General features: G+C 56.1%; 23 protein-coding genes and 1 pseudogene. 20 read left to right on the top strand and 4 right to left on the bottom strand.

What is annotated here, in order from left to right; all coding sequences use genetic code 11:
• The first annotated feature begins 12 nt into the window (after positions 1-12).
• From IMX18_RS17570 to pgi, 17 genes and pseudogenes are all read left to right on the top strand, one after another.
• Positions 13-2,001: a polysaccharide biosynthesis protein gene (locus IMX18_RS17570; RefSeq protein WP_225903905.1), complete on the top strand. Its 1,989-nt coding sequence runs from the start codon at positions 13-15 to the stop codon at positions 1,999-2,001.
• A gap of 552 nt (positions 2,002-2,553) precedes the next feature.
• Positions 2,554-3,624 carry a dTDP-glucose 4,6-dehydratase gene (gene rfbB / locus IMX18_RS17565; protein WP_217190885.1) on the top strand — a complete coding sequence of 357 codons (1,071 nt, stop codon included), beginning with the start codon at positions 2,554-2,556 and terminating at the stop codon, positions 3,622-3,624.
• A gap of 187 nt (positions 3,625-3,811) precedes the next feature.
• Complete coding sequence (gene rfbA, locus IMX18_RS17560; RefSeq protein WP_061303017.1) at positions 3,812-4,693, top strand: glucose-1-phosphate thymidylyltransferase RfbA; 882 nt, start codon at positions 3,812-3,814, stop codon at positions 4,691-4,693.
• A gap of 342 nt (positions 4,694-5,035) precedes the next feature.
• Positions 5,036-6,034 carry a glycosyltransferase family 2 protein gene (locus IMX18_RS17555; RefSeq protein WP_317246570.1) on the top strand — a complete coding sequence of 333 codons (999 nt, stop codon included), beginning with the start codon at positions 5,036-5,038 and terminating at the stop codon, positions 6,032-6,034.
• 4 nt (positions 6,035-6,038) lie between these two features.
• Positions 6,039-7,109, top strand: coding sequence for a dTDP-glucose 4,6-dehydratase (gene rfbB / locus IMX18_RS17550; RefSeq protein ID WP_061303009.1), 1,071 nt, complete (start codon positions 6,039-6,041; stop codon positions 7,107-7,109).
• Positions 7,106-8,005 carry a dTDP-4-dehydrorhamnose reductase gene (rfbD, locus tag IMX18_RS17545; protein ID WP_217190883.1) on the top strand — a complete coding sequence of 300 codons (900 nt, stop codon included), beginning with the start codon at positions 7,106-7,108 and terminating at the stop codon, positions 8,003-8,005. Before rfbB (IMX18_RS17550) ends, rfbD begins: the two co-directional genes overlap by 4 nt.
• A complete protein-coding gene (gene rfbA, locus IMX18_RS17540) occupies positions 8,005-8,889 on the top strand; it encodes a glucose-1-phosphate thymidylyltransferase RfbA (RefSeq protein WP_039615107.1) in 885 nt (294 codons plus the stop codon). Before rfbD ends, rfbA (IMX18_RS17540) begins: the two co-directional genes overlap by 1 nt.
• Positions 8,889-9,446, top strand: coding sequence for a dTDP-4-dehydrorhamnose 3,5-epimerase (rfbC, locus tag IMX18_RS17535; RefSeq protein WP_217190880.1), 558 nt, complete (start codon positions 8,889-8,891; stop codon positions 9,444-9,446). The genes rfbA (IMX18_RS17540) and rfbC overlap by 1 nt, the downstream gene beginning before the upstream one ends.
• Before the next feature lie 61 nt (positions 9,447-9,507).
• Positions 9,508-10,968: an ABC transporter permease gene (locus IMX18_RS17530; protein WP_217190878.1), complete on the top strand. Its 1,461-nt coding sequence runs from the start codon at positions 9,508-9,510 to the stop codon at positions 10,966-10,968.
• A gap of 92 nt (positions 10,969-11,060) precedes the next feature.
• Positions 11,061-11,672 (top strand): annotated as a pseudogene (locus IMX18_RS17525) (ABC transporter ATP-binding protein); the annotation flags it as partial.
• Positions 11,669-12,127 (top strand): hypothetical protein, encoded by a 459-nt coding sequence (locus IMX18_RS17520; protein WP_217190874.1) that lies wholly within the window; start codon positions 11,669-11,671, stop codon positions 12,125-12,127. The pseudogene IMX18_RS17525 and the gene IMX18_RS17520, both read left to right, overlap by 4 nt.
• A 30-nt stretch (positions 12,128-12,157) precedes the next feature.
• On the top strand, positions 12,158-13,432 hold the full coding sequence (locus IMX18_RS17515; protein ID WP_217190872.1) for a rhamnan synthesis F family protein: 1,275 nt from the start codon (positions 12,158-12,160) through the stop codon (positions 13,430-13,432).
• A gap of 52 nt (positions 13,433-13,484) precedes the next feature.
• Positions 13,485-15,335, top strand: coding sequence for a hypothetical protein (locus IMX18_RS17510; RefSeq protein ID WP_217190870.1), 1,851 nt, complete (start codon positions 13,485-13,487; stop codon positions 15,333-15,335).
• A complete protein-coding gene (locus IMX18_RS17505) occupies positions 15,332-16,942 on the top strand; it encodes an aldolase catalytic domain-containing protein (protein WP_217190867.1) in 1,611 nt (536 codons plus the stop codon). Before IMX18_RS17510 ends, IMX18_RS17505 begins: the two co-directional genes overlap by 4 nt.
• Positions 16,943-16,947: 5 nt before the next feature.
• Positions 16,948-17,700, top strand: coding sequence for a 3-deoxy-manno-octulosonate cytidylyltransferase (locus IMX18_RS17500; protein ID WP_217190865.1), 753 nt, complete (start codon positions 16,948-16,950; stop codon positions 17,698-17,700).
• Complete coding sequence (locus IMX18_RS17495) at positions 17,681-18,334, top strand: HAD family hydrolase (RefSeq protein WP_223175411.1); 654 nt, start codon at positions 17,681-17,683, stop codon at positions 18,332-18,334. The genes IMX18_RS17500 and IMX18_RS17495 overlap by 20 nt, the downstream gene beginning before the upstream one ends.
• Positions 18,335-18,448: 114 nt before the next feature.
• A complete protein-coding gene (gene pgi / locus IMX18_RS17490) occupies positions 18,449-20,113 on the top strand; it encodes a glucose-6-phosphate isomerase (RefSeq protein ID WP_217190332.1) in 1,665 nt (554 codons plus the stop codon).
• A 142-nt stretch (positions 20,114-20,255) separates the two neighbouring features.
• Here pgi and wecB read toward each other — a convergent pair whose 3' ends face one another.
• A complete protein-coding gene (wecB, locus tag IMX18_RS17485; protein WP_217190330.1) occupies positions 20,256-21,407 on the bottom strand; it encodes a non-hydrolyzing UDP-N-acetylglucosamine 2-epimerase in 1,152 nt (383 codons plus the stop codon).
• A 537-nt stretch (positions 21,408-21,944) separates the two neighbouring features.
• On the opposite strand from wecB, the gene IMX18_RS17480 reads away from it, so the two are divergent.
• Complete coding sequence (locus IMX18_RS17480) at positions 21,945-22,280, top strand: ComEA family DNA-binding protein (protein WP_024086485.1); 336 nt, start codon at positions 21,945-21,947, stop codon at positions 22,278-22,280.
• Positions 22,281-22,559: 279 nt separating this feature from the next.
• Here IMX18_RS17480 and IMX18_RS17475 read toward each other — a convergent pair whose 3' ends face one another.
• Complete coding sequence (locus tag IMX18_RS17475; protein WP_010952850.1) at positions 22,560-22,727, bottom strand: DUF2897 family protein; 168 nt, start codon at positions 22,725-22,727, stop codon at positions 22,560-22,562.
• A 181-nt stretch (positions 22,728-22,908) separates the two neighbouring features.
• Here IMX18_RS17475 and pyrF point away from each other — a divergent pair, with 181 nt between their 5' ends.
• Entirely contained in the window at positions 22,909-23,610 is a 702-nt protein-coding gene (gene pyrF / locus IMX18_RS17470; protein ID WP_015269338.1) for an orotidine-5'-phosphate decarboxylase, read from the top strand.
• Between the two features lie 188 nt (positions 23,611-23,798).
• Here the strand turns inward: pyrF and IMX18_RS17465 are convergent, their stop codons facing one another.
• Positions 23,799-24,074: a DUF3077 domain-containing protein gene (locus IMX18_RS17465; protein ID WP_189121671.1), complete on the bottom strand. Its 276-nt coding sequence runs from the start codon at positions 24,072-24,074 to the stop codon at positions 23,799-23,801.
• A gap of 479 nt (positions 24,075-24,553) precedes the next feature.
• Complete coding sequence (locus IMX18_RS17460; protein ID WP_085721740.1) at positions 24,554-25,555, bottom strand: NADP-dependent oxidoreductase; 1,002 nt, start codon at positions 25,553-25,555, stop codon at positions 24,554-24,556.
• 175 nt (positions 25,556-25,730) lie between these two features.
• Between IMX18_RS17460 and IMX18_RS17455 the strand changes: the two genes are divergently transcribed.
• Positions 25,731-26,492 (top strand): SDR family oxidoreductase, encoded by a 762-nt coding sequence (locus IMX18_RS17455; RefSeq protein WP_217190327.1) that lies wholly within the window; start codon positions 25,731-25,733, stop codon positions 26,490-26,492.
• Positions 26,493-26,614 lie beyond the last annotated feature (122 nt).

Raw genomic sequence — 26,614 nt, 5'->3', positions numbered from 1 at the left:
GGCGATAACAAGATGCGCAGTTGGCTTCTACAGCTTACGCGGCGCCAGAAACGGCTGCTGCAATTGTCTACTGATGTGCTCCTGATCTGGGTTGCGCTCTGGCTGGCCTTCGTGGTCCGTCTTGGAATTGATGATCTGGCCAACCCAATTATCGACCACGGTTGGCTGTTCCTCTGTGCCCCCGTCGTGTCGATCCCGCTGTTCATCCGCTTCGGCCTGTACCGCGCGGTAATGCGCTACTTCGGCAACGACGCACTGATCGCCATCATCAAGGCCGTGACACTCTCCGCGCTGATCCTCGGGTTCATCATTTACTGGTCTAGCAACCACCAAAACGTCGTCCCTCGTTCGATCACTTTCAACTATTGGTGGCTCAGCCTGATTATGATCGGTGGCTTGCGGTTGGCCATGCGTCAGTACTTCCTGGGCGACTGGTTCTCCGCCGCGGTGCAGCACGTGCCGTTCGCCAGCCGCGGCGACGGTCTGCCGCGCGTAGCGATTTACGGCGCGGGTGCGGCCGGCAACCAGCTTGTGGCTGCATTGCGCATGGATAAGGCCATGCGCCCGGTGGCTTTTATTGATGATGACGCCAGCATCACCGACCGGGTGATTGCAGGCTTGCAGGTTTATCACCCCGACCAGCTTCAGCGGATGATCGATGTAACAGGGGCGCACGAGATTCTGCTGGCGATTCCATCGTCTACCCGCACCCGTCGACGCGAAATCCTCAACTTCCTTGAAAGCTTCCCGCTGCACGTACGCAGTGTGCCCGGTTTCATGGACCTGGCCAGTGGTAAGGTCAAGGTGGATGACATCCAGGAAGTTGACATTGCCGATTTGCTGGGCCGTGATGCCGTGCCTGCGCAAAGCGACTTGCTGGAGCATTGCATTGTCGAGCAGACGGTATTGGTCACTGGAGCAGGGGGGTCCATCGGCTCCGAGCTTTGCCGGCAGATTCTCGGGCAATCCCCCAAGACCTTGTTGCTGTTCGATCACAGCGAATTCAACCTCTACAGTATCCTCTCGGAGCTGGAGCAGCGTGTTGCCCGTGAGTCGTTGTCGATCAACCTGATCCCGATCCTGGGCTCGGTGCGCAACCAGCCACAGATGCTCGACATCATGAAGACCTGGCGGGTTGATACCGTGTATCACGCTGCGGCCTACAAGCATGTACCGATGGTCGAACACAACATCGCCGAAGGTCTGATGAACAACGTCATCGGCACCTTGCACACCGCCCAGGCTGCGCTGCAGGCCGGCGTTGCCAACTTCGTGCTAATTTCTACCGACAAAGCTGTGCGCCCTACCAACGTGATGGGCAGCACCAAACGCTTGGCGGAAATGACCCTGCAAGCCCTTAGCCGGGAAATGGCGCCAGTGTTGTTCGGCGACAGCAGCAATGTATCGCAGGTCAACAAGACACGCTTCACCATGGTTCGCTTCGGCAATGTGCTGGGCTCGTCGGGTTCGGTGATTCCGCTTTTCCACAAACAGATCAAGGCGGGTGGCCCGCTGACTGTCACCCACCCGAAGATCACTCGTTACTTCATGACTATCCCCGAAGCGGCGCAGCTGGTGATTCAGGCCGGCTCGATGGGCAAGGGTGGTGATGTGTTCGTGCTGGATATGGGCGAGCCGGTGAAGATAGTGGAGCTGGCTGAGAAGATGATTCACCTGTCCGGCTTCAGCGTGCGCTCCGAACGTAACCCGATGGGCGATATTGCCATCGAGTTCAGCGGTCTGCGGCCAGGTGAAAAGCTGTACGAGGAGCTGCTGATTGGCGATAACGTGATTGCCACACGCCACCCGATGATCATGAGCGCCAACGAAGATTTCCTAGCCTGGGATATGCTCAAGGAAGCGCTGCGGCAATTGCTGGCGGCCGTGGCTGAAGATGATTTTGTGCGGGTACGGCAGTTGTTGCGCGAAACTGTGAGCGGCTATTCGCCGGAAGGCGAGATTGTGGATTGGATTTACCAGCAGCGACGGCTGGACCCCTGATTCAGCAGCAGTGCGCGGGTTAGTCTTGCTCAAGGCTCAAAGGTTTGCACTAACCCTGTGGGAGCGGATTTACCCGCGAAGAGTATGATTCGGTATATGGCGCCGGGTGCACCGGTGCCCCCACAGGGATAGTGAATTCCTTACACCCAGCATTGCGCTCTGCCCCAAAAATGCCAATCAACGTATGTTTACCTTTGAAGGCAATTCAATGAAGGCAATGCTGTATCCCACGAGGCTCCAGACGCGGCTTCGCCACGTTGTCCCAGCATGCGGAATTCTCATACAAAACCACGGTGTAATAGCCTCCGTTCAAAAGCTGCGTGACTCGGGAGGGGCCAACCTTCGGCATTCCATTATCTATCGACCCTTCCTGTTAGGCGCGGATTACAGTGCAAAGTGCTGTAAGGCTTAAGCTCCGTTGACTGAGCGAAGTAGACCAGGCGGTCATGGCTCAATGTCACGATGACATCGTTTCAGCTCTCGGGCCAAGCGCCAACAAGCTAGAATCCAGGAAGGTGGAAGAGCGGACCATGACAGCGGAAGCAGACAAATATGACCATTCTGGTAACCGGCGGTGCAGGCTTTATCGGCGCGAACTTCGTGCTGGACTGGCTGGCCGGCAATGACGAGCCCGTGGTCAATCTCGACAAACTCACCTACGCAGGCAACCTGCAGACCCTTAGCAGCCTGCAAGACGACGCGCGGCATATTTTCGTGCATGGCGACATTGGTGATTCCGCGCTGGTGGAACAACTGCTGAAAACCCACCAGCCGCGCGCCATCGTCAACTTTGCCGCCGAGTCGCACGTCGACCGCTCGATTCACGGCCCGGAAGACTTCATCGATACCAACATCGTCGGCACCTTCCGCCTGCTGGAAGCGGTACGCGCGTATTGGGGTGGCCTGGATGAGCCGGCGCGCAAGGCTTTTCACTTCCTTCATGTGTCCACCGACGAAGTTTACGGTTCGTTGGCCGCCGGCGAACCGGCCTTTACCGAAACCCACCAGTACCAGCCCAACAGCCCGTACTCGGCCAGCAAGGCCGCCAGCGACCACCTGGTGCGCTCGTACCACCACACCTACGGCCTGCCGGTGCTGACCACCAACTGCTCGAACAACTACGGCCCTTACCACTTCCCGGAAAAACTCATCCCGCTGATGATCGTCAACGCCCTGGCTGGCAAACCGCTGCCGGTATACGGCGACGGCCAGCAGATTCGCGACTGGCTGTACGTCAAGGACCACTGCAGCGCCATCCGCCGCGTGCTGGAAGCCGGCAAGACCGGCGAGGTGTACAACGTGGGCGGCTGGAACGAAAAGCCCAACCTGGAAATCGTCAACCGCGTGTGCGCCCTGCTGGACGAACTGCGCCCCCGCGCCGACGGCAAGCCTTACGCCGAGCAAATCACCTACGTGACCGACCGCCCCGGCCATGACCGCCGCTACGCCATCGACGCCCGCAAGCTCGAGCGCGAACTGGGCTGGAAGCCTGCCGAAACCTTCGAAACCGGCATTCGCAAGACCGTGGCCTGGTACCTCGACAACCAGGAGTGGGTGCAGAACGTACAGTCCGGCAGCTACCGCGACTGGGTCGAGAAAAACTACGCAGGGCGCTCGTCATGAGGCTTCTGCTACTGGGCAAGGACGGCCAGATTAGGTTGGGAAGTGCAACGCAGCCTGGCCTCGTTGGGGCAGGGCGTAACCTCGAAAGTCCAAGCATTCCTGCCATTGATCACCGATGTGTACTCCGTCCCGGCCAAGTGGCCGACCAACCTGTGCATGTTCAGGAAACCCACGAGAAATGACCACCATGAAGCGTAAAGGCATCATTCTGGCGGGCGGGTCGGGTACCCGACTGCACCCCGCAACCCTGGCAATTTCCAAGCAACTGCTGCCGGTGTACGACAAACCGATGATCTATTACCCGCTGACCACCCTGATGCTGGCGGGCATCCATGACATCCTAATCATCTCCACCCCCCAAGACACCCCGCGCTTTGAACAGCTGCTGGGTAACGGTCACCGCTGGGGCATCAACATCACCTACGCGGTGCAACCATCCCCGGATGGTCTGGCGCAGGCCTTCCTGATAGGCGAAGGCTTCATTGGTAACGACCCCACAGCACTGGTGCTGGGTGACAACATCTACTACGGCCACGACTTCCAGCACTTGCTGCGCAGTGCCATGGATCGTCAGGGAAGCGCCAGCGTGTTCGCGTACCACGTGCATGACCCTGAGCGCTACGGCGTAGTCGAGTTCGACGGCCAGGGCAATGCCATTAGTCTGGAAGAGAAACCAACCAAGCCCAAGTCCAGCTATGCCGTGACCGGGTTGTACTTCTACGACAATGACGTGATCGAGATTGCCAAGAGTATTCGGCCATCCGAACGGGGCGAGTTAGAGATTACCGATGTGAATCGGGCTTACCTGGAACAGCACCGGCTGTCGGTGGAGATCATGGGGCGCGGGTATGCCTGGCTGGATACCGGGACGCATGATTCGTTGCTGGAGGCGAGTGGATATATTGCGACTATCGAGCGGCGGCAGGGATTGAAGGTGGCCTGCCCGGAGGAAGTGGCGTACAGGCAGGGATGGATTGGTGCCGAGGAATTGTTGAGGCTGGCTGAGCCTTTGGCGAAGAACGGGTACGGGCAGTACCTGAGGCGGTTGGTGCAGGGGACGGTTTTTTAAGGAAGATGCGGTCCACCTTTGAAGGGTGGCATTCCTTGGGTGTGGCGAGTGCATTGCCGCCGTTGGCAATAGTGGCGAGTCTGCATCTTCTCGCCGGCTAGTCAAATTTTCGGTCTGAAAGTGACCGCGCAGAAAGCCTATGTAATTTCAGTGACGATTTTTGTTATTTTGGTTCTGTTTTTTAAAGAAAATTTTATCTGGAACGCAAGAATTTCACGAGATATTCAGAAACTGATGTGATTGTGCTATCCTTCCTCGCGATTTTGTGCAATGGCTTTTTGATGGCACTCAAGTTTAGTTAGGGTATCTGCGGAAGCAGTTGTCATTTCAGGGAAGACAAGCGTGGCGGTGCTCACTCAACCCCCTGGCGTTCACACGCCGGACAAGCTCCTATTCGCTCAGGAATTAAGCATTCCTGAGCTTGCGCGTGTGGCGATCCTCATGTGCACCTATAACGGTGCCAATTTCCTGACTCAGCAGCTGGATTCTTTCGAGCGGCAAACCTATCGAAACTGGGTCCTCCACGTGTCGGATGATGCCTCGCAGGACGGTACGCTCGAGGTACTCAAAGGGTACGTGGAGTCGTGGGGCTCACACCGCATCAAAATTGTGAGCGGTCCCCAAGCCGGCTTTGTGCGTAATTTCCTTTCGCTGACCTGCAGGGCTGACATCGAAGCGGATTATTTCGCGTGGTCGGATCAAGATGACGTTTGGTGCCCAAGCAAGCTCCAGGCAGCTGTAGAGTGGCTTTCGAGTGTGCCTGCCGACCAGCCTGCCCTTTATTGTGGCCGCACCCTGCTGATTTGTGACGGGGGAATCCATCGCGGATTATCGCCAAATTTTGCCTCTCCACCACATTTCAAAAATGCACTGGTTCAAAGTATCAGCGGAGGCAACACCATGGTCTTCAACAAGGCCGCGCGTGCCTTGATCATGGAAGCCGGTGCTGAATTGACCGTGCCCTCCCACGACTGGTGGTGCTATCAGCTGATCACCGGTGCGTCTGGCGCCGTTCGCTACGACCCTGAACCCCGGGTTTTTTACCGGCAGCATGCCGACAATGTCATCGGCAGCAACTCTGACTGGTGCGCCCGCCTGCGACGCCTGGTCATGGTATTCCAAGGGCGTTTCTATGAGTGGAATGCCCAGAATATCCGTGCCTTGGAGAGCATGAGTCACCGGTTGAGCAAAGATCACCGCAAGACCCTCAAGCTGTTCAAGACAGCCCGAAAACGAAGCCTGCCTGTGCGCGTCTACAAAGTGCTCAAAGCAGGCCTGCATCGTCAGACCCTCCTTGGCAACCTTGGGTTGCTGCTCGCGACAATACTGAAAAAGATCTGATCAAATGACTATTCTGGTAACTGGTGGCGCCGGCTTCATCGGCGCCAACTTCGTGCTTGACTGGGTTGGCCAGTCGGGTGAAACCGTCATCAACCTGGACAAGCTGACCTATGCCGGGAACCTGGAGAATCTCTCCACCCTGGAAGGTAACCCGCAGCATGTGTTTGTGCATGGCGACATCGCTGACAGCCAACTGGTAGGGCAGCTGCTTGGCGAGCATCGCCCTCGTGCCATCATCAATTTTGCTGCAGAATCGCATGTTGATCGCTCCATCCATGGGCCGGAAGACTTCATCCAGACCAATATCGTCGGCACCTTCCGCTTGCTGGAGGCCGTTCGTGCTTACTGGAATGGGTTGGAAGGTGATGAGCAGCAAAAGTTCCGCTTCCTTCACGTATCCACCGACGAAGTGTACGGTTCGCTGGCTGGCGATGCGCCAGCCTTCACCGAAAAGCACCAGTACGAACCGAACAGCCCGTACTCCGCGAGCAAGGCAGCCAGCGACCACTTGGTGCGCGCGTACCACCATACCTATGGCCTGCCGGTACTGACCACCAACTGCTCGAATAACTACGGCCCGTATCACTTCCCTGAGAAGCTGATCCCGCTGATGATCGTCAATGCCCTGGCAGGCAAGGCCTTGCCGGTATACGGCGATGGCCAGCAGATTCGTGACTGGCTGTATGTGAAAGACCACTGCAGCGCCATTCGTCGCGTGCTCGAGGCAGGTGCCGTGGGCGAGGTTTACAACGTTGGCGGTTGGAACGAAAAGCCGAACCTGGAAATCGTCAATCGTGTTTGCGCCTTGCTGGACGAGTTTCGTCCACGCGCCGACGGCAAGCTCTACAGCGAACAGATCGCCTATGTTACCGACCGCCCTGGGCACGACCGCCGGTATGCGATCGATGCTCGCAAGCTGGAGCGTGAGCTGGGTTGGAAGCCTGCCGAAACATTTGAAACGGGCATTCGCAAGACCGTCCAGTGGTACCTGGAAAACCAACCGTGGGTCGAAAGCGTCCTGTCCGGTAACTACCGTGATTGGGTCGAGAAGAACTACGCCGAGCGCCGCGCATGAAAATTCTTCTGTTGGGCAAGAATGGCCAAGTGGGCTGGGAACTGCAGCGCAGCCTCGCCCCCTTGGGCGAGGTGCTTGCCCTGGATTCGCGTAGCGTTGATTTCTGCGGTGACCTGGGCAACCTCGAAGGGCTCAAGGACACGCTGGCGCGTTATGCTCCCGACGTTATCGTTAATGCCGCCGCCTACACCGCAGTGGACAAGGCCGAATCCGAGCCGAGCCAGGCACACCTGGTCAACGCCGAGGCTGTAGCTGTAATGGCTGAGGCCGCGGCAAGCAGTGGCGCGTTGCTGGTGCATTACTCCACCGATTACGTATTCCCTGGCGACGGTACGCAGGCCTGGCGCGAGACTGACGGTGTTGGCCCGCTGAACGTCTACGGCGTAAGCAAGCTGGCCGGGGAGCAGGCAATTCAGGCATCGGGCTGCCGCCACCTGGTCTTCCGCACTTGCTGGGTGTACGCAGCCCGCGGCAACAACTTCGCGAAAACCATGCTGCGACTGGCGCGTGAGCGCGACACCTTGGGCGTGATCGATGACCAGTTTGGTGCACCTACAGGGGCCGAACTGATCGCCGACGTGACGGCGCATGCCATTCCGGCTGCGCGGGAAAACCCCAAGCTGGACGGTATCTACCATCTGGCAGCGGGCGGTGAAACTACATGGTGCGGTTACGCGCGCTATGTCATCAATCTGGCTACTGCCGCTGGTCTGGAGCTTAAAGTCTCTGCCGAGGCAGTCAATGCACTCACAACAGATGCCTACCCTACGCCAGCCAAACGCCCGGCCAACTCCCGCCTGAATACTGAAAAACTGCAGAAAGCCTTCCAGCTGAATCTCCCGTCCTGGGAATACGGTGTGGCACGGATGCTGACAGAAATCATAGAGAAGCAATGATGAGTAAACGTAAAGGGATTATCCTGGCCGGTGGCTCCGGCACCCGTCTTCACCCAGCAACGCTGTCCATCTCCAAGCAGTTGTTGCCGGTGTACGACAAGCCGATGATCTACTACCCGCTGACTACGCTAATGCTGGCGGGTATTCGCGACATTTTGATCATCTCCACCCCGCAAGACACCCCGCGCTTTGAACAGCTGCTGGGAGATGGTGCGCGTTGGGGGGTGAATATCCAGTATGCAGTCCAGCCTTCGCCGGACGGCCTGGCCCAAGCTTTCATCATTGGCGAGCAATTCATCGGTAATGATCTGTCGGCATTGGTGTTGGGCGACAACATTTTCTACGGGCACCACTTCAACGAACTGTTGCATAGCGCAACAGACCGTGACCATGGTGCAACCGTGTTTGCCTATCACGTCAACGACCCTGAGCGTTACGGTGTGGTCGAGTTCAACGACCAGGGCAAAGCTGTCAGCTTGGAAGAGAAGCCGCTGCAGCCGAAGTCGAACTACGCGGTCACCGGCCTGTATTTCTATGACCAGCAAGTGGTTGAGATTGCAAAGAGCATTCAGCCTTCGCCACGCGGCGAGTTGGAGATCACTGATCTCAATCGCATCTACATGGAGCAGGGTAGCCTGTCTGTTGAGATCATGGGCCGGGGCTATGCATGGCTCGACACCGGCACCCACGACTCGCTGCTCGAGGCAAGCCACTACATCGCAACCATCGAGCACCGCCAGGGCCTTAAGGTTGCATGTCCTGAAGAAGTTGCTTTCCGCCAGCAATGGATCACTGCAGAACAGCTGGAAAAACTGGCTGCGCCGCTGGCCAAGAACGGTTATGGCCAATACCTGAAACGCCTGCTGCAGGAAAAAATTTACTAATGAAAGCTACTCCTTTGGCAATTCCCGAAGTCATTTTGTTTGAGCCTCGGGTTTTCGGTGATGACCGTGGCTTCTTCTTCGAAAGCTTCAACCAGAAGGTTTTTGATGAAGTGGTAGGCCGCGAAGTCAATTTTGTGCAGGACAACCATTCCCGCTCTGCCAAGGGCGTATTGCGCGGGCTGCACTACCAGCTGCAGCAAGCGCAGGGCAAGTTGGTGCGTGTGGTCCAGGGTGAAGTGTTCGACGTTGCTGTAGATGTCCGTCGTGATTCGCCCACCTTTGGCAAATGGGTGGGGGCGCACCTGTCCGCAGAAAACAAGCATCAGCTGTGGGTGCCGGAAGGATTCGCGCACGGCTTTGTCGTCCTCACGGAAGCGGCAGAGTTCCTGTACAAAACCACCGACTTCTACGCCCCAGCGCACGAGCGCTGCATCATCTGGAACGACCCGGATATCGGAATTGACTGGCCGATAGACTTTGAACCACAGCTGTCGGCGAAAGACCTGCTTGGCAAGCGGTTGGCCGAGGTTGATGTGTTCGAGAATTACAGCAAATAAAACCACGGTAGCGATCGACGAGACGCAGGGCTAATGCCCTGCGTTTTGCGCATTGGAACTTATGACTCAGATAGAAAACCTCGCACCCGCACAGGCATTCGAATTGGCGAACGCGTTGATGCGGCAGAAACGCTGGGTGGAGGCGGCTACGCTATGGCAGGCCTTCCGCGAGCAATATAAGGGCCACCCTGCGCCATGGTTGCAAGGTGCTGTCTGCTGCTTTAAGCAAGAGCAGTATGAACAAGCGGGCAAGCTTTTAGAGTTTAGTCGACACCGTTTCGATAAGCACGTCTCCACCTGGTTGATCAGTGCAGACTGGGCCCAGGTGCAAGGTGAGGCGGCGCTCGAAGCGCAGCTTCTGGGGCAAGGTCGTGCGGTGCTGGGTGACTGTTGGGAGTTGCTTTGCCGTACCGCCGCGTTGGCAATGCGCAACGGTGATGTTTCCGCCGCGAAGGCGCATAACCTCACTGCTCGCAATGTGGCCCCTGATCAAGTTGAGCCGCTGGTCCAAGCTGCGGAAATCGCCGAAAAGCTAGAGCAGTGGGAAGAGGTCGCTGAGTATTGGAACGCTGTAGTCGCTTTGAAGCCAGCACACTCCCAGGCCTATCAAAAGCTTTCGCAGGCCTACGAGCGGGCAGGGCAACACGCATTGGCGCGGCGATATCGGTTGGCAATGCAATATGGTGCCGAAATATTAAATACGCCGGGGCCTGCTGTAAAAGATGAACTAAAAAAGGCCAAGGGCTCGGCATCTTCGGTTATGCACTTTGCTACTTTGGTGGTAACCAAGGCCATTTTGAACCTGAAGTCAGAGTCTTCGCGCACCCACCTTAATTACGCTTGGGTGGTGCTGGAGCCTCTGCTGCACCTCGTTATTTATTATTTCCTGTTCGGCAGAGTCTTGAATGCGGGGGTCGAGAATTATGGCCTATTCCTGCTCTGCGGTTTAGTGCCCTGGATGTGGTTCACCAAAGCGGTGTCGACCAGTGCAACCAGCATATTGGGCGGTCAGTCACTCATGCTGAACAGTAACGTTCAGCCCGCCTTTTTTCCGCTTGTCAATATTGTGCAGTCGACGTTCAAGCAGTTGCCAGCCATGCTATTGCTGATCGTTCTACGCTTTGTAGCTGACGATGATAGTTTGAGCTTAAGTCTTATTTATTTCCCGCTAATCGTAGTGCTGCAGTTCCTGCTGACCATCGTGCTGGGTATGCTGCTTGCGGCGCTTGTTTCAATGGTTCGCGATATTGCCAACATCGTTGGTACGGGCTTGACCCTGCTGATGATCCTTTCGGGGGTAATCTACAACTACCAATCCCTGCCTGGGAAGGTGGCAGAGTGGGTTCAGTACAACCCAATGGCAGTTATCATTTCCGCTTATCGCCAGGTGATTCTGCAGGGAACCGCTCCTGAAACAAAAGGGTTGCTTTATGTGCTTGCAGTGAGCGTTGCGTTGGCGGCTGTCAATTACATTGTTTACAAGCTGCAGCGGAAAAAGTTTGTAAGGCGGGGCATGGCATGAAGTCTGATGTAGTCCTTTCGCTGCGTAACGTAGGTGTGCGGTTCAAACTGAATGGTAAGCGAGGGTTCCATGAGCCCTTGAAAGGCATTGACCTGGATATCAAGGCTGGCGAAACGCTCGGCATTCTGGGCAGGAATGGCGCAGGCAAATCGACGTTATTGAAAGTCTTGTCAGGCGCTTTGACACCTGATTCGGGTGAAATTCTCAACCATGGCGCCTCGGTGGCGCTGTTGGCACTGCAGGCCGGTTTCGACAGCAATCTCACTGGCCGCGATAACGCAATTTTTGGTGGCATGCTGTTGGGGCATCCCAAAAAGCGGGTTGTCGAGCGGGTTGAGGAAATCAAAGCATACTCTGAGCTTGGCGACTATTTTGAAGAGCCGGTAAGAAACTACTCCACGGGTATGGCCTCTCGTTTGGGGTTCGCTATCAGCACCATCATGAGCCCTGATGTGATTTTGGTTGATGAGGTGCTTAGCGTGGGGGATGTCAGCTTCAGAAAGAAAGCTGAGCGCACCATGATTCAAAAAATTGCATCAGGCCAAACCGTTGTATTGGTATCGCACTCTCAAGGGCAGATTGCCGCTTTGTGCGACCGTTGTGTCATCTTGGAAGGGGGTAGGCTCATCACGGGAGAAAGTGTTGGGCAGGTCATGAAGATTTACGAAGAAATTATTGAAATAAGCGCTAGGGAAAATGTATGAACATGAAGTTTGTGTTGGTTCCAGCAGTAATCGCCATGGCGCTTGCTGGTTGTGGAGACGACAAAAACATCGCGTCACTACCGGTGGAAAAAACTAATCGCTGTGCGCTCGACAAGGTGCAAGGTAGTACAGAGCGGGTAGTGAAAGTTCGGCCGGAGATCGTTGAGCTTCAAGGGTGGGCGCTTGGTGCTGAAAGTGCGCAGGGCGTGTCAAATTTAATAATCACTTTGAAGAATGCTGAGGGGCAGGTTTATACCTTTGAAGAAGGGGCTCGCTATGACCGTCCCGATGTTGCCAAAGCCTTTAAGAATGATGACTATAAGTCGTCAGGTTTCATTGTCAAGGCGGACTTGTCGAACTTGCCGGCTGGTGCATACGGTATCTTGATAAGAACTCCTGAGAAGGATCGTATGATGGCGTGCGCCGTAAATAAAAATATTATTGTTGAGTTGTGATCTTTTAGTATATTGATTTGAGGGTTTTTTGTGAGTATTTTCCATAGGATCGCTGACCAGTTGGTCTACCCGGCAGCACATGCATACGTTTCGCTGCAGTCTCACGTCAACTGGTTTAAGAGTTTGGGTAAGAGTGATCAGGTATTTTACTCGTCTGCTTACCAAGGCCAAAAAATAGTTCTGATGGCGTTGTATCAAAAAGGGACTATTCGTAATGATGTGATTCATTTTTTGCGTGCTGCGAAGGCGCTGGGTCTTTATGTGGTATGCGTAAATACCCTCAAGCTGAAACAGCCGGATCTGTATAGCGATGTTATCGATTGCTATATAGAGAAGTATAATTATGGGCGCGATTTTGGCAGCTATAAGTCCGGATTCAAGTACCTCTATTCGAGTGGGCTCGCTGAGCAGTGCCCGCGAATGCTACTAGTCAACGATAGCGTGTTTTTCAGCCGTAAGCATAATGTCCGCTTCTTGGAGGAAATGTTTGATTCCAGCGTAGAAGTTTTGGGTGCGACTGAGAATTATGAGATTGAGCATCATCTAGGCTCTTTCTGTATTGCCTTGGGTGGCGGGGTTCTAAATCATCCTAAGCTGAAAAAATACTGGCAGAACTATAAGTGCACGGATGTGCGCCCAGTCGTAATTAAGACGGGCGAAATGGCTCTGTCGAAAACGCTAAAACGTATCGTAAGTTCGCCCGATAATTTCAAGTCATTATATGATACTGAGCGTGCTTCGGCACTATTGCATAGAGATGATGCTGTGCTGGAGGATATCGCCCATCTATCCCGCACATCTGCTTTGTCACTGGCGCCGCGTTTTTCGTTTTCTTCTGTGAGCAAAGAGGTTATCAATAAGTATCTGCATTCCCCAGCCGCGATAGCTGGTGTTTCTGCATTGAATGCCGATTTTGAATCTCTGTCAGAGATTGAGGTCCATTATGCGGATTCCCTTACTGGCTTTTCGGAGTTTGTTTGCGGGGCTGTGACTAACTCTTCATCTGCAAGTGAAAGTATTCGGAGCGCCGTGAAGGGGGAGGTGATTTCCAAGTTTATTGGCTGCTTTATGCATGGGTCGCAGATTCATCAGAATGGGATCTTCTTGCATCGTATTGGCTTGCCGATTATTAAGTTGGATGGCGTTTATCGTGGGATGTTTTCCCCTAGCGATATCGAGAAGCTTGCAATGGATCTTGAGTCTGATCAGCGTGGAGAGTTTCGCTGGATAATGTACTCCCGTCCTTATGGTGGTGATGTTTTGTACGGATGGAAGCGTGCTGCATTTTCTCGTGGTTTGATTTGAGTTTTTGAATCTGAGTGCTGACTGCTCGATACGATTAAGTAGGGAGGAATTTGTGTATCCTGATTTTTTAGAGCTTTCGGTGCTCGATAAAGCTAAGTCAAACTTAAAGAGGGTTGTGCCTCACTCGTGCCTGGATACCCCATCCCATCGTCAACTGGGTGGTGCAAAGCTATCTATTGCGGGTTGGTTTTTGAAGGGTAGTAATACCTCGGATACTTACTTGCTGGTTCGGAACGGTGTCGTAGAGAGCCAGATCCGTGCAACGGTCGAGCGTCGTGATGTGTTGTGCAGTGTTCTAAAAGTTTCTGAGAATTCGCTTAGTGTGCATCCCCAGTTGCGTTGTGGGTTCAGTACATCTGTTGAGGTAGATCTAAGTCAGCCAGTCGAGATTTTCTTTGTAGCTGATGGAGAGGAATATCCTTGGCGCGTGATTCATGCCGCAGCAACTGGTTTTAAGGCTGCCAGTATGCAACAGTTGTGGTCTGAGTTCATTGCTTGTAAAGATATCAAGAGGCTTGCGGGGGAACTGTCTGGTTTTCTAACGAAAATAAGCGATGCAATCCTTGAGGATATTATCTTCAAGGGTGTGCAGGTCGCCAGCTTGAAAGAGTTGGCTTTCGGTAAGGTTCCTGCATCGCTAGCGCGGGTCTTGCCATTCTTGAATTATGTTACATCCAGCGATTTTTGCATAAATGCTGTAGAGACTGCGTTATCCAAAGGTTCTGTGATTGTGCCTGATCCGTTTGGATATGGTATGGCATTCTGTAATGAAAGCTATGTAATGGGGTATGAAGTCAATGTGCTCAGGTTTGTCTCGTCAACGGGTGAGGCATTCTTCATATTCCAACATGTGGGTTCCGCGGATGCTGTATATTTTCCTACAAGAGATGTAATCGCATTGACTCCGCACTTGTCTGATGCTCTTGTAAAAGGTTTTATTTACAAACTGATTCGTAGCATTGTTGCGGTTGGTGATTACGCTTCAGGAGAACGAGCTTTCTCTGGGGTGATTGCGTCTCACGGTCGACCATACCATTTCTACTATGATGTGGCTCCAGCGATAGATGATCTTCATCGGGCGAGTCTGTTGGAGCGTTTGCCAAGTATCGTTTATTATAAGGGTGCAGATTTCTGTTCGTTCGCTAAGTTGTATGGATTAAGTGTTCCTGAGGAGTTTCTTGCGCCCGACGAAGTATGGGGTAAGCTATTAAAATCCAAGGGATTCTATTTTCATGTTGGTGCGGTATTTAATCAGGCGCGGATTGAAAATGTGACTAATTTTGATAGGAGATTTATTTCTTCGGTGCGGAAGGGGATGGCGTCGCTAGATCCAGTAACTACGGCGGGATTGATGTCCTGCTATCCATTGATTTGGTTTGGTGTCACTGTCCAGAAGCGCTCATGGCTAGAGCAGGTTGATGCTGCGGTCAATATATTGAATTCATTAAGGCTTGTATATCCAGAGGTTGGTGTTGTATTCGATGGGTGGACCTCGCCGATACACTCAACATCTCGAGATCAACGTGAAACTGATCTTGATAATGGCGTTGTAAATCAGATAGTAGAAAGGCTGGATGGTTCGATATCTGTTTTTAATGTTGTTGGGGCTGCTAGTTTCAAAAAAATTCAATATGCAAACTTTGTCGATGCTTATGTAGGTAACTCTGGTACAGGTGGCCTGCATGTTGCGAGGTTTTCTGGGCGTCCAGGGGTGGCGCATTTGAATACGAAGATGCTTAATGCGAATAATCACATTCGCAAGCGAACCCGCCTCATAGACGTCAAACATATTGTTGATCGTCCTGAGGACTCTGACTTGAGAATGGATTTTATCAGTTACAGTCTGGACTGGCAGGTTGTGTATGACGAATTGGTTCAGGTTATTGAGGGAGGTTCAAATTGAGTGGAAGTACTGTTATCGATTGCACCTTGCGCGATGGTGGTTACTATAATTCTTGGGATTTTCCGGAAGATGTAGTTGATGACTACCTGAAGGCAATGGTTGCTGCAGGGGTTAACGTCGTTGAACTGGGTTTACGCTCTCTGAAAAATTCCGGTTTCAAGGGCGCAAGCGCTTTTACCACCGATCATTACATCCGCAGTCTCGATGTACCTGACTCACTCTCAGTCGCGGTCATGATTAATGCTGTGGAGCTGCTCAGCAGTGACCTGCCGATGGAAGAGGTCTTAAGCCGGCTGTTTCCAGAGACCGCGGCGACGTCGCCTGTGGAACTCGTGCGTATCGCCTGCCATGTACACGAATTCGAACAATCACTTCCTGCCTCGGCCTGGCTGAAAGAGCGCGGTTTCCAGGTCGGATTCAACCTCATGCAGATTGCTGACCGTAATCAGCAGGAAGTTGAGACTTTGGCCGCCGCAGCCGCCAACTGGCCATTGGATGTTCTGTATTTCGCTGACAGCATGGGCAGCATGAGCCCTGACCAAGTGGCACAGGTTGTCGGTTGGCTGCGCTCGCGCTGGAAGGGCCCTCTGGGTATTCACACTCATGACAACATGGGCTTGGCACTACAAAACACTCTGCGCGCCTTGGACGAAGGCGTCACTTGGTTGGACGCCACCGTTACCGGCATGGGGCGTGGCCCCGGTAATGCGAAAACTGAGTACTTGGTCATCGAGCTCTCGGAGCGCAGTGGGCTAAGCGCTAACGTTGTTCCCTTGATGGGCGTGATCAATCGCTACTTCCGTCCTCTGCAGCATGAGTGTGGGTGGGGTACCAATACTTACTATTACCTGGCGGGTAAGTATGGGATACACCCTACCTACATCCAGGAAATGCTGGGCGACTCGCGTTATGGCGAAGAAGATATCCTGGCTGTTATAGAGCACCTGCGTGTTGAGGGTGGCAAAAAATTCAGCTCGCGCACATTGAATTCCGCCCGGGTCTTCTATCAGAGCCCTACGCAGGGGAGCTGGGCTCCCGCAGAGGTATTAGCGGGTCGCGATGTGTTGCTGCTGGGCACCGGGCCTGGTGTGGAAAAGCATAGGGCTGCGATTGAGGCCTATATTCGCAGGTGCAAGCCGTTTGTAATGGCACTCAACACACAAGCGAAGATTGCTTCGGAATTGATTGATGTGAGAGTGGCTTGCCATCCGGTTCGTCTGCTAGCTGACTGCGCAGAGCATGCTCGTTTGCCGCAGCCGCTGGTAACCCCAGCTAGCATGCTACCAGAAGATGTAAGGCAAGCATTGGGGGAGACGACCCTTCTTGACTTCGGGATTACCGTCAACCCGGATATGTTTGAGTTCAACTCAACACACTGCACGTTGCCGACCTCTTTGGTATTTGCTTACGCGTTGGCCATCGCTGCTAGTGGGGATGCGCGTTCGATCAACTTGGCAGGGTTTGATGGGTATGGCGCAGATGACCCGCGTACAGCTGAAGTTGAGTCTGTGTTGGAACTGTTCCTCAAGTCGACGCCGGAGTTGCCCGTCACCGCAGTAACGCCTTCGCGTTATGCGATCGAATCCAAATCTATTTATGCGATCTGACTAATATGAAATCAGTTGTCGTAATTCCTGCACGCTATAAATCGTCACGGTTCCCAGGTAAGCCTTTGGTGAATCTGCTGGGAAAACCCATGATCCTTTGGGTGGCCGAACTGTCTGCCAAAGCGGTCGGCCAAGAAAACGTTTTTGTTGCTACCGAAGATGACCGCATAGCGCAGGTGGTGGAAGGTGCTGGTTTCAATGTGGTGATGACGAGCAGCACGGCCCTGACTGGGACTGACCGTCTGGCAGAGGCTGCTCAGCAAATTGAGGCTGACATCTACATCAACGTACAAGGTGATGAGCCGCTGATTGATCCTGTTGATATCCAGAAAGTTCTGGAGCTCAAGAAGGTGGCAATGGATTCGGTGGTGAACGGTTACTGCTGGATTGATGATGCGGAAGACCCAAACAGCGTCAATATTCCTAAAGTGGTCACTACTGAAAAAGGTGACCTGATGTACATGTCTCGCCTACCGGTTCCTGGTTTTAAAGATCCGGCCGTTGCGCCAAGCCGCTACAAAAAACAAGTCTGCATTTATGGATTCACCCGCCAGCAACTGGATAGCTACGCCAGCTTTGGCCGAAAAGGTGAGGTAGAAAGCAGCGAGGACATCGAAATTCTGCGGTTCCTCGAGTTGGGTGTGCCAGTCAAAATGGTCGAAACCAGCGGTGGTAGCCTGGCAGTGGATGTATCTACCGATGTAGATGTTGTAGAGCGTGCGCTGCAGGAGCTTGGGTTTGAACTTGCAAAAGTATAAAACAATCATTTTTGATTGTGATGGCGTGGTTTTAGATTCGAATCGCGTAAAAACACAGGCGTTCTACTTGGCCGCACTGCGCTACGGTGAAGCAGCTGCGCAAGCGCTCGTCGAGCATCATACTGCCAATGGCGGTATATCCAGGTTTAAAAAGTTTGAATACTTCTTAAATGAAATAGTGGGTGTGCGCTCGGATGAGTCGGGCATGCAATACCTGCTAGATGCCTATAGCAAGGAAGTTGCAGATGGCCTGATGCAATGTAAGATTGCAGAGGGCCTTGAGGATTTTCGATTCGCTTCGCCGAATGCTAAATGGCTGGTTGTCTCTGGTGGTGCTCAGGTCGAGTTGAGGCATGTGTTTTCTGAACGGGGCATATCTGATTACTTCGATGGCGGGATTTTTGGCAGTCCCGATCCCAAAGACACCATTTTCGCCCGGGAAATCGCTGCAGGTAACATTGAATTCCCTGCGCTCTTTATTGGAGACAGTCGTTACGATCATACGGTTTCTGAAATGTTCGAGACTGATTTTGTCTTTGTTTCGGCCTGGACGGAGTTCAAGGGCTGGCAGGATTACTTTGCAAATACTGGGGTAGCCTGCAAATCCGCATTGTCGGATTTAATTACCCAGTAAAGATAGCACCGTGCGCTGCATACTCTGTGGCGCAATGGATTATGCATTTGCGTTATCGCTGCCTGGCAATGTCTGCCGTTTTAAAGGCATCACCATGCATCAAGGACCCCCGCAATGGCGTATTACCGAACACCCCATGATGTGACGGCTCTGCCTGCCTGGCAGGCGCTTCAGCAACACCGCGACGCCATGCAAGGTTTCAGCATGCGCGAAGCTTTCGCCGCCGATACCAAGCGCTTCGACCAGTTCTCCCTGAGCTCCTGCGGCCTGTTCCTCGACTATTCGAAAAACCTGATCACCGAACAAAGCCGCGACCTGCTGGTGAACCTGGCCAACGAAGTGGGCCTGCAGGACGCCATCAAGTCGATGTTCAGCGGCGAAATCATCAACGCCTCCGAAGGTCGCCCGGTGCTGCACACCGCCCTGCGCCGGCCGGTAGGCGACAAGCTCAGCGTCAACGGCGTGAACGTCATGCCGGAAGTACACAAGGTGCTCAACCAGATCACCGAACTGGTCGGCCGCATTCACGACGGCCTGTGGCGTGGCTACAGCGAAAAGCCGATCACTGACGTGGTCAACATCGGCATCGGCGGCTCGTTCCTCGGCCCCGAACTGGTGTCCGAGGCGCTGCTGCCCTACGCCCAGCGCGGCGTGCGCTGCCACTACCTGGCGAACATCGACGGCAGTGAGTTCCACGAGCTGTCGGCCAACCTGCGCGCCGAAACCACCCTGTTCATCGTCTCGTCGAAGTCGTTCAACACGCTCGAGACCCTGAAGAACGCCATAGCCGCCCGTACCTGGTACCTGGCCCAGGGCGGTTCGGAAGCCGAGCTGTATCGCCACTTCATCGCCGTTTCCAGCAACAAGGCCGCCGCCGTGGCCTTCGGCATCCGCGAAGAAAACATCTTCCCGATGTGGGACTGGGTGGGCGGGCGCTACTCGCTGTGGTCGGCCATCGGCCTGCCGATCGCCCTGGCCATCGGTACCGCCAACTTCAAGGAACTGCTGTCCGGTGCCTACACCATGGACCAGCACTTCCAGACCGCGCCGTTCGACAAGAACATGCCGGTGCTGCTGGCCCTGCTGGGCGTGTGGTACGGCAACTTCTGGGGCGCCCAGAGTCACGCGATCCTGCCGTACGACCACTACCTGCGCAACATCACCAAGCACCTGCAACAGCTGGACATGGAGTCCAACGGCAAGAGCGTGCTGCAGGACGGCACCCCGGTGAAGACCGACACCGGTCCGGTTATCTGGGGTGGCGTCGGTTGCAACGGCCAGCATGCCTACCACCAGCTGCTGCACCAGGGCACCCAGCTGATTCCGGCCGACTTCATCGTGCCGGTGGTGAGCTTCAACCCGGTGGCCGACCATCATCAGTGGCTGTACGCCAACTGCCTGTCGCAGAGCCAGGCGCTGATGTTGGGCAAAACCCGCGAGGAAGCCGAGGCAGAGCTGCGTGGCAAAGGCCTGAACGAAGCGGACATCGAAAAGCTGGCCCCGCACAAGGTGATCCCAGGCAATCGTCCGAGCAACACCCTGGTGGTGGAACGCATCAGCCCGCGCCGCCTGGGCGCGCTGGTGGCGATGTACGAGCACAAGGTGTTCGTGCAGAGCGTGATCTGGGGCATCAACGCCTTCGACCAGTGGGGCGTGGAGCTGGGCAAGGAGTTGGGGGAGGGGATCTACCAGCGTTTGATTGGCAGCCGTGAAGAGACCGCTGATGACGGTTCAACTCAAGGACTGATCAATTACTTCCGCGGTCGTCACCGGGGCTGATACTCCCTCCAAGGTCGTCATGCTGTCGGCCACTGGCTGCCCCAAAAAGGGCAGCCGCCGTCTAGCGTCAAGTCTCTAATTAAGGCGGCTGTATAGCGCGGGCCGCTTGTTGTTATCTTCGATTTTCTATGGCCTTGTGGCATTAGGTGCCTTCTCGACAATTTGATTCAACAGCAAAATCAGCAAGCGCCCCCACTATCCGCCCACACGCTTCCCCATCCCCATACGGATTATGCGCCACGCTCATCTCCCGATACGCCCCCTCATCCGTCAGCAACCGAGCCAACTCTCCGACAATAGTCTCAACTTCCGTACCCACCAGCTTCACCGTCCCCGCCGCCACGGCCTCTGGCCGCTCCGTGGTATCGCGCATCACCAGCACCGGCTTACCCAGCGCCGGCGCTTCCTCCTGAATGCCCCCCGAGTCGGTCAAAATTACATACGCCCGGCTCATCAGATAAACGAACGGCAGGTAATCCAGTGGTTCGATCAGGTAGATATTCCCCACATCCGCCAGCAGGCGGTTGACCGGTTCGCGCACGTTGGGGTTGAGGTGCACCGGGTACAGTACATCCACCTCGGGAAACTGGCGCGCCGTCTGTACCAAAGCCTGGCAGATGCGTTCGAAGCCACCGCCAAAGTTCTCGCGACGATGGCCTGTTACCAAAACCATGCGGCGGTTGGCAGCCAGGTAATCGAACTGGCGCTCGAACTGTGCCCTCAGCGCCGGGCTCTCCAGTTTGTGCACCACTTCCAGCAGGGCGTCGATCACAGTGTTGCCGGTGGTGAAGATGCTCGCCGGGTCGATGCCTTCCCTTAGCAGGTTGTCACGCGAGGTGGCGGTGGGGGCGAAGTGCAGGGCGGCCAGGGTGCCGGTAAGGCGCCGGTTGCCTTCCTCTGGCCAGGGTGAATACAGGTTATTGGTGCGCAGGCCGGCTTCTACGTGGGCTATGGGTATTTGTTGGTAATAGGCCGCCAGGCTGGTAGCAAAAGTGGTCGCGGTGTCGCCATGCACCAGCACCACATCGGGCTTGAATTCGGCCAGTACCGGCTGGATACCCTGCAAAATCCCGGTGGTCACGCCGGTCAGGTCCTGGCCGGGTTTCATGATGTTCAAGTCGTAATCGGGGGTGATACCGAACAGTTCCAGTACCTGGTCGAGCATTTGCCGGTGTTGGCCGGTTACGCACACGCGCGACTCGAAGCGGGCGTCCTGGGCGAGTTGCAGGGCAAGGGGGGCCATCTTGATGGCTTCTGGACGGGTGCCAAATACGGTGAGGGTCTTGAGGGGCACGGCGGTGATCCTCTTGCTGGACGGGCTAGTACGGGTGGGCCAAAAGGGGCCGGGCAGGCGCGCGGAGACTGGCCTTGTGGACGGGCCGGGAGCGAGGGCAAGCGGCGGGTGGGTGAGGGCATGCAGCTTGGGTCCTTCAAGCAAACGGCTGTCCATTGCTCAAAAAATCTAGCAGTTGGTTCATGTGATGCCAGTTGGCGTAGGCGGGGATGGCCCGCTGGAGAGTGCTGTTGTTCCTGCTCAGGCCTTGTTCACCGGAGGTTGTAGGAATGTGGGCAGGTTTTGCTGTGAATGCGGCATCGGACAAACGGGTATTCGGCTACAGGCCGTGATGCATGGCGCCAATGCTCTCGGGCTGGGGGGTGGAGGGAAAAGGCGATTGTTTTTTGGGTTGGCGAAGTTGGCTGGGTGATTGATCGATTTGGTAACCATTGGCCGATGATGGTAGCTGTTTCGATGTCGGGTTTGCCGCTAGGGTTGATTGCGCAGCTGAAGGAAACCGGCTGCTGGAAAATGACCAACCCAGGAGTGTTCACCATGCGTAACAACGTTCTGTCGTACTTGCTGCTGCCGCTGTTCGCCAGCCTGTCCTTTTCCCTTAGCGCCGCCCCGGCCAGCACCACGGCGGTGGCCGAGCCGGTGCCGGTGGTAACCCAGCAGCAGGCCCAGCAGCCGCAGCGGCTGGACCTGAACACGGCTGATGCGCTTACTTTGCAGAAGGAGCTGAACGGGATAGGGAAGGCCAAGGCTGAGGCCATAGTGGCCTACCGGGAGGCCAATGGGCCGTTTGCTTCGGTGGATGAGCTGCTGGAGATCAAGGGGATTGGTAATGCGTTGCTGGAGCGTAACCGGGACAAGGTGATGGTGGAATAAGGGGGAGGGGGCTGGGGTTTGTGTCCTGGCCCTGCCTTTGATGAAGATTCAATTCAGAGAACTGAATCCAAAAGCGGTCCGCGTACCCTGTGGGAGCGGCTTTAGCCGCGAACAACCAAACGCGGTGCATGGCACCGGCTGCGCCGGTATTCGCGGCTAAAGCCGCTCCCACAGGGACCCTGCTGATTCAATGAGTTATGTGCAATTCTATGAAAGCGGCCTTGCGACGGTACATGGACCGTATCAGCGGTCAGATCGTGCCAGCGACCAGCGGGGGTGCTAGCGGTCCTGCGCATCCTTGGCATCCGCTTCGGCATTGCGCTCATGTACCTTGCGCAGCTGTTCTTCGGTCAGTGGCAGTTTTTTTGCGGTGTCGCGCAGCAGCATCAGCCCGCCGACGATCGAGCCGAGGGCTATGATGAGTATCAGCCAGGCATACCAGGGCATTGTCGTTCTCCTTTGCTGGTGATGGGCAGCGCTTGTACAAATGTTGAGCAATTGCCCGTTCCGTTGGTTCAATTATAGGAGCCAGCCACTGTCGGGCCAATTCCGTGACCCGCGGGCCCCAAAGCCTGCGCCACTTCGTTTACAATGCGCGCCGTTTTCGACTTGCCAAGAGACCCTGCCCATGTCCGCCTGCCAGACGCCCCTGATCGTCGCCCTGGATTTCCCTACCCGTGAGGCCGCCCTGAAGCTGGCTGACCAGCTTGACCCTGCGCTGTGCCGGGTGAAGGTTGGCAAGGAGCTGTTCACCAGCAGCGCTTCGGGCATTGTCGAAACCCTGTGCGACAAGGGCTTCGAAGTGTTCCTGGACCTCAAGTTCCACGACATCCCCAACACCACCGCCATGGCGGTGAGGGCTGCGGCCGAGATGGGTGTGTGGATGGTGAACGTGCATTGCTCCGGTGGCCTGCGCATGATGGCGGCCTGCCGCGAAGAGCTGGCCAAGCGCAGCGGCCCGCAGCCGTTGCTGATTGGCGTGACTGTGCTGACCAGCATGGAGCGTGAAGACCTGGCCGGCATCGGCCTGGATGTCGACCCGCAAGAGCAGGTGCTGCGCCTGGCGGCGCTGGCCGAGAAGGCTGGCATGGACGGTTTGGTGTGCTCGGCTCTGGAAGCCCCGGCACTGAAGGCTGCGCACCCGTCGCTGCAACTGGTGACCCCGGGTATTCGCCCGGCGGGCAGTGCGCAGGATGACCAGCGCCGTATCCTCACCCCGCGCCAGGCACTGGATGCGGGTTCGGATTACCTGGTGATCGGCCGGCCGATCAGCCAGGCTGCCGATCCGGCGCAGGCGTTGGCTGCGGTGGTGGCGGAGATTCGTGGGTAAGTAGCCCGCGTTGTAAAGAAAGGCCGGCACGAGAGTGCTGGCCTTTTTTGTTTGGTACATGGCACCGCCTTTGGCGGTGATCGCCGGCAAGCCGGCTCCCACAGAAGAGCGCAGCCTCACAGGCAGAGCTGGACCTGTGGGAGCGGGTGAGTCAGCTTTTGGATTTTGGGTTGTTCCCTCAAAGCCTGTCAGTGCAGCTTGTTCTTGGCCAGTTCGATGTCGTTCATCAGGGCCTTGGCCATGGCCAGCAGGTAATCGGCGGAGCCCAGCAGTTTGTGGTCATCTTCCATGTCGCCTTCGCGCACAAGGTGCTTGATGTAGCCCAGCAGGACTGACACGTGCTCGTAGGCATCATCGATGGGCACGCCGGGCTGTACGCGGAGCAGGTCGAGGGTGGGGTTGCCGGCTTCGAGGAAGGTTTCAACGCCTGCGGTGAGGATGGGGGATGGGGTGTTCGTTTTCATGGTGAAAATCCAGTGCGTGACGAGGAGCAACCACCCGGATCTTTCTCACGGATAAAGGTGGCAGCCATTGCGCGGGGTGAGAAACCGGTGCACTGACGCCGGCCAAGCCAAAGCCTGCCCGCGAATGGCTGCCATTGAACAGTTGAGCAGCAGTGCATAACAGGTTCTCACACCCGGTCACCAACATGGCGACCCGGTGAAGTTATCCCTGAGGGATTTCCTCGACAATTCAGCTGCTTCCGATCGCTGCGTAGGATAGTTCGCTTGCTGCTTCAAGCTGAAGCGGTGGGGGCAAGGTTCAGGAAAGTCTGACGCGCTGCTCCTGCATAGGTGGTCAGTGTAGGAGCGGCCTTGTGTCGCGATTGGGCCGCAAAGCGGCCCCGGCAATATCTGCGGCGAAGCTACAAATGAGGGGCCGCTGCGCGACCCCGTCGCGACACAAGGCCGCTCCTACAGGGGACCGCGCAGTGTTGAGGGGTTTATACCTTCAGCACCAACTTGCCAAAGTTCTCCCCACTGAACAGCTTCAGCAAGGTCTCGGGGAAGGTCTCCAGCCCTTCCACCACATCTTCCTTGCTCTTCACCTGCCCGCTGGCCAGCCACCCGGCAATCTCCAGCGCGGCCTTGCCGTAATCCTTGGCGTAATCCATCACCACGAAGCCTTCCATGCGCGCGCGGTTCACCAGTAGCGACAGGTAGTTGGCCGGGCCTTTTACCGCTTCCTTGTTGTTGTACTGGCTGATCGCGCCGCAAATCACGATGCGTGCCTTGAAGTTGATGCGGGTCAGCACGGCGTCGAGGATGTCGCCGCCGACGTTGTCGAAGTACACGTCCACGCCTTTGGGGCATTCGCGCTTCAGGCCGGCCAGCACGTCTTCGGCCTTGTAGTCGATCACCCCATCAAAGCCCAGTTCGTCCTTCAGGTACTGGCACTTCTCGGCGCCGCCGGCAATGCCGACCACGCGGCAGCCTTTGATCTTGGCAATTTGCCCGACAATGCTGCCCACCGCGCCAGCCGCGCCGGAAATCACCACGGTGTCACCGGCCTTGGGTTGGCCGACGTCCAGCAGGGCAAAATAGGCGGTCATGCCGGTCATGCCCAGCGCCGACAGATAGCGGGGCAGGGGCGCCAGGTTGGGGTCGATCTTGTGCAGGCCCTGGGGTTCGCCAGTGAAGTAGTCCTGCACGCCAAGGGCGCCGCTTACATGGTCGCCCGGCTTGTAACTGGGATGGTTGGAGGCAACAACCTCGCCAACACCCAGCGCGCGCATCACCTGGCCCAGGGCCACGGGCGGGATGTAGGACTTGCCTTCGTTCATCCAGCCGCGCATGGCCGGGTCCAGCGACAGGTACAGGTTGCGCACCAGCACCTGGCCTTCGCCGGGTTGTTCGGCGGGCACGGTCTCGAAGCTGAAGTCGTCACGGCGCACGGCGCCGACCGGGCGTTTGGCGAGCAGGAAGCGGCGGTTGGTGTTGGTCATGGCGGGTCCTTGTGGGCAATGGAAGGGGGAGGCGTCAAATCTACCCTGTTGATGTAGGCAGGTCCTTAACATCACTGACAAGCATGGTAGCCCAACCGGTGGGGTGATGATGCTGCCCGGGCGAGCGGTGGCTGACTATGCTCTGAACCCCACCAAGCACGCTTTGGAGCACGCGATGAGCATGACCTTTTCCGGCCAGGTTGCCCTGGTCACCGGCGGCGGCGCCGGCATCGGCCGGGCAACCGCCCTGGCTTTCGCCCAGGAGGGCCTGAAGGTGGTGGTGGCCGACCTCGACCCGGCCGGCGGCGAGGCCACTGTAGCCCTGATCCACGCCGCGGGCGGGGAGGCGCTGTTCATTGCCTGCGACGTTACTCGTGACGCCGAGGTGCGCCAACTGCACGAGCGCCTGATCGCTGCCTACGGCCGGCTGGACTATGCCTACAACAACGCAGGTATCGAGATAGAGCAGGGCCGCCTGGCCGAGGGCAGCGAGGCGGAGTTCGATGCCATCATGGGCGTCAACGTGAAGGGTGTGTGGCTGTGCATGAAGTACCAGCTGCCGTTGCTGTTGGCCCAGGGCGGTGGGGCCATCGTCAATACCGCTTCGGTGGCGGGCTTGGGCGCGGCGCCGAAGATGAGCATCTACAGCGCCTCCAAGCACGCGGTGATCGGCCTGACCAAGTCGGCGGCCATCGAATACGCCAAGAAGGGCATCCGGGTGAATGCGGTGTGCCCGGCGGTGATCGACACCGACATGTTCCGCCGCGCCTATGAGGCCGACCCACGCAAGGCCGAGTTTGCCGCTGCCATGCATCCGGTGGGGCGCATTGGCAAGGTCGAGGAAATTGCCAGCGCCGTGCTGTACCTGTGCAGTGATGACGCGGCGTTTACCACAGGGCATTGCCTGGCAGTGGATGGTGGGGCTACGGCGATCTGAGCCGATATCGATGTGGCCTTCTTCGCGGGTAAACCCACAGGTACTGCACCGCTCTCGGGTTGGGTGCGATCTCTGTGGGAGCGGGTTCACCCGCGAAAGGGTCGGGCCTGCCCACTCTGATG

The organism is Pseudomonas shirazica, assembly GCF_015168335.1.
Taxonomy (GTDB): domain Bacteria; phylum Pseudomonadota; class Gammaproteobacteria; order Pseudomonadales; family Pseudomonadaceae; genus Aquipseudomonas; species Aquipseudomonas asiatica.
Note: the sequence above shows the minus strand (reverse complement) of the source record. Positions and strands in the feature narration are given on the sequence as shown.